3 protein-coding genes and 3 pseudogenes are annotated in these 5,496 nt (G+C 56.7%); 1 reads left to right on the forward strand and 5 read right to left on the reverse strand.

Annotation, left to right across the window (positions count from 1 at the left end; translation table 11 throughout):
• The 5 genes and pseudogenes from BG35_RS13660 to BG35_RS13940 all read right to left on the reverse strand — a co-directional run.
• A pseudogene (locus tag BG35_RS13660) lies at window positions 1–320 on the reverse strand (transposase); the annotation flags it as partial.
• A pseudogene (locus tag BG35_RS14165) lies at window positions 317–1,773 on the reverse strand (DUF2079 domain-containing protein). The pseudogenes BG35_RS13660 and BG35_RS14165, both read right to left, overlap by 4 nt.
• Window positions 1,774–1,848: 75 nt before the next feature.
• Window positions 1,849–3,524 (reverse strand): annotated as a pseudogene (locus BG35_RS14170) (DUF2079 domain-containing protein).
• Between the two features lie 79 nt (window positions 3,525–3,603).
• Window positions 3,604–4,359 (reverse strand): GtrA family protein, encoded by a 756-nt coding sequence (locus BG35_RS10560; protein ID WP_308417019.1) that lies wholly within the window; start codon window positions 4,357–4,359, stop codon window positions 3,604–3,606.
• Window positions 4,328–4,720, reverse strand: coding sequence for a glycosyltransferase (locus tag BG35_RS13940; RefSeq protein WP_308417020.1), 393 nt, complete (start codon window positions 4,718–4,720; stop codon window positions 4,328–4,330). The genes BG35_RS10560 and BG35_RS13940 overlap by 32 nt, the downstream gene beginning before the upstream one ends.
• Window positions 4,721–5,055: 335 nt before the next feature.
• Here BG35_RS13940 and BG35_RS0105845 point away from each other — a divergent pair, with 335 nt between their 5' ends.
• The gene (locus BG35_RS0105845; RefSeq protein WP_025782089.1) at window positions 5,056–5,418 is read left to right on the forward strand and encodes a GtrA family protein; all 363 of its coding nucleotides are present in this window, start codon (window positions 5,056–5,058) and stop codon (window positions 5,416–5,418) included.
• Window positions 5,419–5,496 lie beyond the last annotated feature (78 nt).

Consider the following 5,496-nt stretch of genomic DNA (forward strand, 5'->3'; position numbering starts at 1 on the left):
AGGACGCATGAATATGCCGGATCTCTACCGTCTGGGCTTCCGTATACCAACACTACCCAGAGTAGCATTGGATACGGTCTCGGCACAGGGGAGGGTGACTTGGATTTTGGACCCTGCGGCGGAATACTCCGTTGAGCCGTTCGATGACGTTGGCGGTGCGCACCGATTTCCATAGAGACAGGGCAGGCGGATGCAGCGGAAAAACAGTGAATCACCAGCTTCTTCCAGGCTGTCAGCAACGGCGCGATATTGGAGCCGCTATTGACGAGAAAGGCTTTGCGGCGCTCCTGCATCTGGTCCACAGCATTGGCATGGATCATGATGTGGGCTTCCGGCAAAGCACGAAGCCACTTTGACCGTGCTCTTCACAATCCCATGACATGGCTTTAAGCTGCTCAATGGTGGCCTCGGTATGTTGAACGTTGCTGGCCCATCCTGGATCACGGCGATTCAGTAGGGCTATATCGAGCCGGTTCAGTTCTTCCTGGCTCAAGGTTTTCGTGAATAACTGCTTAACCATTGGACGCTGGCTCAGGTGAGGAGACAAGTGGCTATTGGTGAGCACAGCAGCATCAGAAGAAATGCGTCGGATAAGATCGTGTGCTGTGGGTACTTGATCCACTCTGGATAGATAATGATCAAAGAAATAGCCTGGCTTGGCCAACAATGCCCAGGATAGGGTTGCCCAGAAACAGCAGAACCAGAGACGGTACGTCAGCCAGAGGCGGCCTTGGCGCAGGTCCGCAGTCAAGCCGTCCAGGCTGGCCACAATCAGAAGGACGGCTAGAGGCAAGGAATACTGATGGACTAGATTCCGCTGCGCTGAAGATGACGAGAGGATATTGATAGCCAATAAAGGCAGAGTTGCCGCAAGGAGGGGGAGCGAGGAGCGACGCCAGTAGAAAGCCAGGGGCAGGCTGAGTAAAAACAGATAGAAAATGATGCTTGCCCAGTCCAAAGCGCCGAGAAACTTCCCGGGGCTAAATAACGCATTTCGGAGAATATCGCCAACAGTCTCACCGAGATGTGAGTAACGGCCTTGATGGCGCCCAAGCGCTATCAGTCCAGCATCACCATTCAAGGCTGGGAAAAGGAATTCCATTACAAAAAGAAGCCACCCCCCCCCGTGAGCAATGCTGCCACAGCGTACCGCCAGCGACGGCGTAACCCCTGCTCCAGGGCCATGCCGATCACAATCAAACCCAATGCAGCCTTGCAACCCATGGCCAGGAATAAGCAGGCAATCCAGAGCCAGCGCCGCTCAGCACGGTTGGCCCAAATGGCCAGGGCCAACAGGGGCATGGCCCAGGTTTCCGGGTGGAAGTCAAACAGGTTCACGTTGAACACCACGGGCTGGAGCCACCACAGGCCACAGATCAACCACCGCTCCCGTGGTTTTAGCCCGGCCTGCGCCCCCAGATGCCACAGGGGCCAAGCCGTGAGAATCAACCCCAGCGCCTGGGTGAGGAACAACCAATGCACCGATGGGGTCAGCCAGTAGAGCGGAGCAATGGCATAGAACATCCAGGCCCCATGGTCACCCATGTGGTGCAGCCCGGTAAGGGTGGAGTAGGGCTGCAAACCCTGGCTCATCATCCAGGCCACTTGGTCAAAAATTCCCAGATCAAAGCCATTGCTCTGGAGTAAGGCATGTCTGAGGGCAGCCAAGGCCCAGAACAGGGCAACCAGCAGGGCGGAGATGACCCAGAACGAGCGAGGTGGCCTTGAGGAGCGCATGGTGGCAGGATCTGCATGGGGCTTTGTCGCTAACATGATAGAGAAACGAATCCAGGGACTGGTGGATCAACTTGAGAAGCTTAAGGTTTAATGGAGCAAAGTAAGGCCATATCACTGCCGCCTTTGGCAGAGCACAAATCGACTTTTCTCGTCACAAGTCCAGCCCCAGATTTTTAACCGTTCAATGGTAGCGGCAGTGTGCTGGGGGGCAGTCGCAGAGTGACTCACGCCATACCATGGGTTCTTGCGGTCCAGGAAAGCCGCATTAAACTCGGCAAAATCTGATCGTGAAGTTGTATCAACGCCTAAGAGCTTGACCACAGAGCGGTGGCTGACGTGAGGAGCAAGATTATTGTGCGTAAGCACATCAGCATCAACGGGAATGCGCTGAATCAGATCCTTAGCCTGGCTCAGTTGATTCAGGGATGGGACATGATCATGCTTAGTCCGATCATCAGCAGGAATGAGTCGAATTATATTTTGAATTGGCTGTACCTCATCAAATCTTGAGATTAGATGATAACCCAAAGTATGACCTCGATTTACCAGAACAACAAAACATAGAGATGCCCAGAAACAGCACAATAAGAGCCGCTGCGTCAGCCAGAAACGACCCTGGCGCAGGTCTGTAGCCAAACCATCCATGCTGGCCACAACCAGAAGAACAGCGATAGGAAGATTGTACTGATGGATGAGGTCTCGCTGAGGTGCAGACGAGAGGACATTGATAGCCAATAAAGGCAGAGTTGCCGCAAGGAGGGGGAGCGAGGAGCGACGCCAGTAGAAAGCCAGGGGCAGGCTGAGTAAAAACAGATAGAAAATGATGCTTGCCCAGTCCAAAGCGCCGAGAAACTCCCCGGGGCTAAATAACGCATTTCGGAGAACATCGCCAACAGTCTCACCGAGATGTGAGTAACGACCTTGATGGCGCCCAAACGCTATCAGTCCAGCATCACCATTCAAGGCTGGGAAAAGGAATTCCATTACAAAAAGAAGCCACCCCCCCCCGTGAGCAATGCTGCCACAGCGTACCGCCAGCGACGGCGTAAGGCCTGCTCCAAGGCCAGGCCCATCACAATCAAACCCAATGCAGCTTTGCAACCCATGGCCAGGAATAAGCAGGCAATCCAGAGCCAGCGCCGCTCAGCACGGTTGGCCCAAATGGCCAGGGCCAACAGGGGCATGGCCCAGGTTTCCGGGTGGAAGTCAAACAGGTTCACGTTGAACACCACGGGCTGGAGCCACCACAGGCCGCAGACCAGCCACCGCTCCCGTGGTTTTAGCCCGGCCTGCGCCCCCAGATGCCACAGGGGCCAAGCCGTGAGAATTAACCCCAGCGCCTGGGTGAGGAACAACCAATGCACCGATGGGGTCAGCCAGTAGAGTGGGGCAATGGCATAAAATGCCCAAGCCCCATGGTCACCCATGTGGTGCAGCCCGGTAAGGGTGGAGTAGGGCTGCAAACCCTGGCTCATCTGCCAGGCCACTTGGTCAAAAATGCCAAGATCAAAGCCTGTGCTCTGCAATAAGGCGTGTTTGAGGGCCGCCAAGCTCCAGAACAGGGCAACCAGCAGGGCGGAGATGAGCCAGAACAAGCGAGGTGGACCTTGGAAACGCACGGCGGCAGGATTTGCATGGGGCTTGGTCATTGACGTGATGGGCAAACGAATCCGACGGGAGTTGCCGTCTCTGAGGAGCTTAAGCCTTGATGGAGAAGGAGCTTGTCCCCCAGGATCTCTGACACCTGCCCCCACGCAGGCGGCGCTCCCGAACGCAGCAGCCTTCATGCGCAACGCACCAGCCAGGATGAGTCCCGTGGATCACCCTGTGTAAGGACACTTGGTCTCCCCCAAGCCATGAGATATTTCAGTAGGGAACGTTCCACACAAGCCGGGAAGAGGCGGCGTATTTCCAGATAAAATCCACCACAATCCCGGCAAATACAGCCACAATCCCCAGACTTCCCTCCCTCATGTTGGTGTAGACGGCTGTGGAAACGCCGATATTGGCAACCAGGCCCAGGGAACACACAACCAGGAACTTGATCAGGCCAATGAGTAGCGCCGTCCCTCGCAAACGTCGAGCACGGAAGGTGAGGATATTATTGACCAGATAGTTGGAAATGGCCGCTACAATAACAGCCACAATCTGACTGGATAGAAAGCTCCAGCCCGCGATTCTGAGGACGAAGAAAATCCCGGCATGAATCCCCATGCCCACAAGTCCGACGAGTCCAAAGCTAATGGCGCGTCTGGGCATGATGCGACCTGTAAACGTATGCAGGAGTGACACCAGCCAATCCCAGACGACGGCCTGATCCAGCTTGGAATTGCCCGTCCGGCGGGAACGAAAGTTCAAAAGAACCTCTTCCACTTTGAATTTACCCTCGCTCACCGACAACAGCTCATAGAGAAACTTGAATCCGGCCAGGTTGACCCGCCGAATTGCTGCACAGGTGCTGGCCAGGCGCAACACCATAAAACCACTCATGGGGTCGTTCAGGCGCCCATAGGTTGGCGGCAGACTACGCCGCGCCAGCCGGTTGGCCCGCTCCGAGCCGGACTGGCGTTTTGCCGAAAGCCCTTCAATCCTACCTCCCCCCCCCGAAACGGCTGCCGACAACCAGATCCAACCCTTGCTGCTCCAGCAGCGCCACCGCAGCGTGGATGACGACCGGGTCGTGCTGGCCATCGGCATCCATCACCACCGCCAACTCACCACTGGCCGAAAGCAAACCGTCGCGGATGGCGCTGGACAGGCCGAAGCGATCACAGCGCAGCAACAGGCGTACCCTGGGATCCTGGCGGCTGAGCCGTCGCACCACCTGGGCCGTGCCGTCCGGTGAATCGTCGTCCACCACGATCACTTCCAGCAACGGCCCACCGTCTTGACCCAGTTGGCTGAGCAATTGCTGAACCATGGGGCCAATGGTCTCCACCTCGTTGTAGGTGGCCAGCACCACGCTGAGATTCTCTTGTCCCATGGCAGGCTTCAGGAACGGCGCTGGAAGATATGGTATTTACTGCCTTGAACACCCCATTCTTCCGTAAGGTCTTGCCAGACTTCTTCTGAAGCAGCAAAGCAGCTCTGCAGGATAGGCAGAGGAGCTTTGCTCTCCACCCAGATGATGATGTCCGTAGGCTTGGCAAGGAGTTGGTCACAGCGCTCAGTTGGACTTGTGGCAATGCCCATGCGCCGGGTGGCTGCTGATGGGTTGAGGGACGTTGCAGGATCAAACATCCAAGCTCTAGGGATGCCCTTGACAGGCATCGGCTCCTGCAGTTTCCAGTGGAATGATGGATCACCAGCTTCACCCTGGTGGGGCTCTCGGGGACGGTTGTCCACGCCAGTCTCTTCCTGATCCTCAGAGCTTGGGGCTGGAGCTTTCTCCACAGTCAGAGTGTGGCCGTTGCTGCGGGGGCCAGTTCCAACTACTGGGGCAACAATCGCCTCACCTTCCGCTCCCGCCGTTTGCGGGGCAGGGCGTTGTTCCTTGGCCTGATCAAGTTCCTGCTGGTGTGCTCCCCCGGCCTTGTTGCCAATATCCTCGTCTCCACCGCCACCTACGCCAACACAAGCCGCCAGGGGCTGGGGATCGGGGCGCTGGCGGCTGGCATTGTGGTGGACTTCATCTGGAAGTACACGGCATCCTCCCGCTTCGTGTGGAAGGTCTTTGACTGAACAGGGGAGCAGGGTGGTCACCTGCTGGAAGGCTTCCATCTGGTCGTTCTCCCCCACCGCCCCACCGCCCCACCGGAA

Origin of the sequence: Candidatus Synechococcus spongiarum SH4, assembly GCF_000586015.1 — a bacterium.
Taxonomy (GTDB): Bacteria; Cyanobacteriota; Cyanobacteriia; order PCC-6307; family Cyanobiaceae; genus Synechococcus_B; species Synechococcus_B spongiarum_F.

Excerpts from the sequence above, each read along its gene's own strand:
- BG35_RS13940 (WP_308417020.1), bottom strand. The coding sequence starts at position 4,720 with ATGGGACAAGAGAATCTCAGCGTGGTGCTGGCCACCTACAACGAGGTG.